Here is a 234-nt window from a genome sequence, read left to right on the forward strand (position 1 = left end):
TAGCCTTGGAGGATGGTCCCCCCATATTCAGACAGGATTTCTCGTGTCCCGCCCTACTTGTCGCATACTTAGTTCCACACATCGCATTTCGTGTACGGGGCTATCACCCGCTATGGCCGCCATTTCCAGAGCGTTCCACTATGCGTCATGCTAAATCATGCAGGCTCWTCCCATTTCGCTCGCCACTACTTTGGGAATCTCGGTTGATTTATTTTCCTGCAGCTACTTAGATGT

General features: G+C 50.6%; 1 rRNA gene (only partly in view). It reads right to left on the reverse strand.

Annotated features, from left to right (window positions below):
* Positions 1–234, reverse strand: a 23S ribosomal RNA gene (locus ASC94_RS33175); its annotated part runs 316 nt beyond the window's last position; the annotation flags it as partial.

Origin of the sequence: Massilia sp. Root418 (assembly GCF_001425265.1) — a bacterium.
GTDB lineage: Bacteria > Pseudomonadota > Gammaproteobacteria > Burkholderiales > Burkholderiaceae_D > Rugamonas.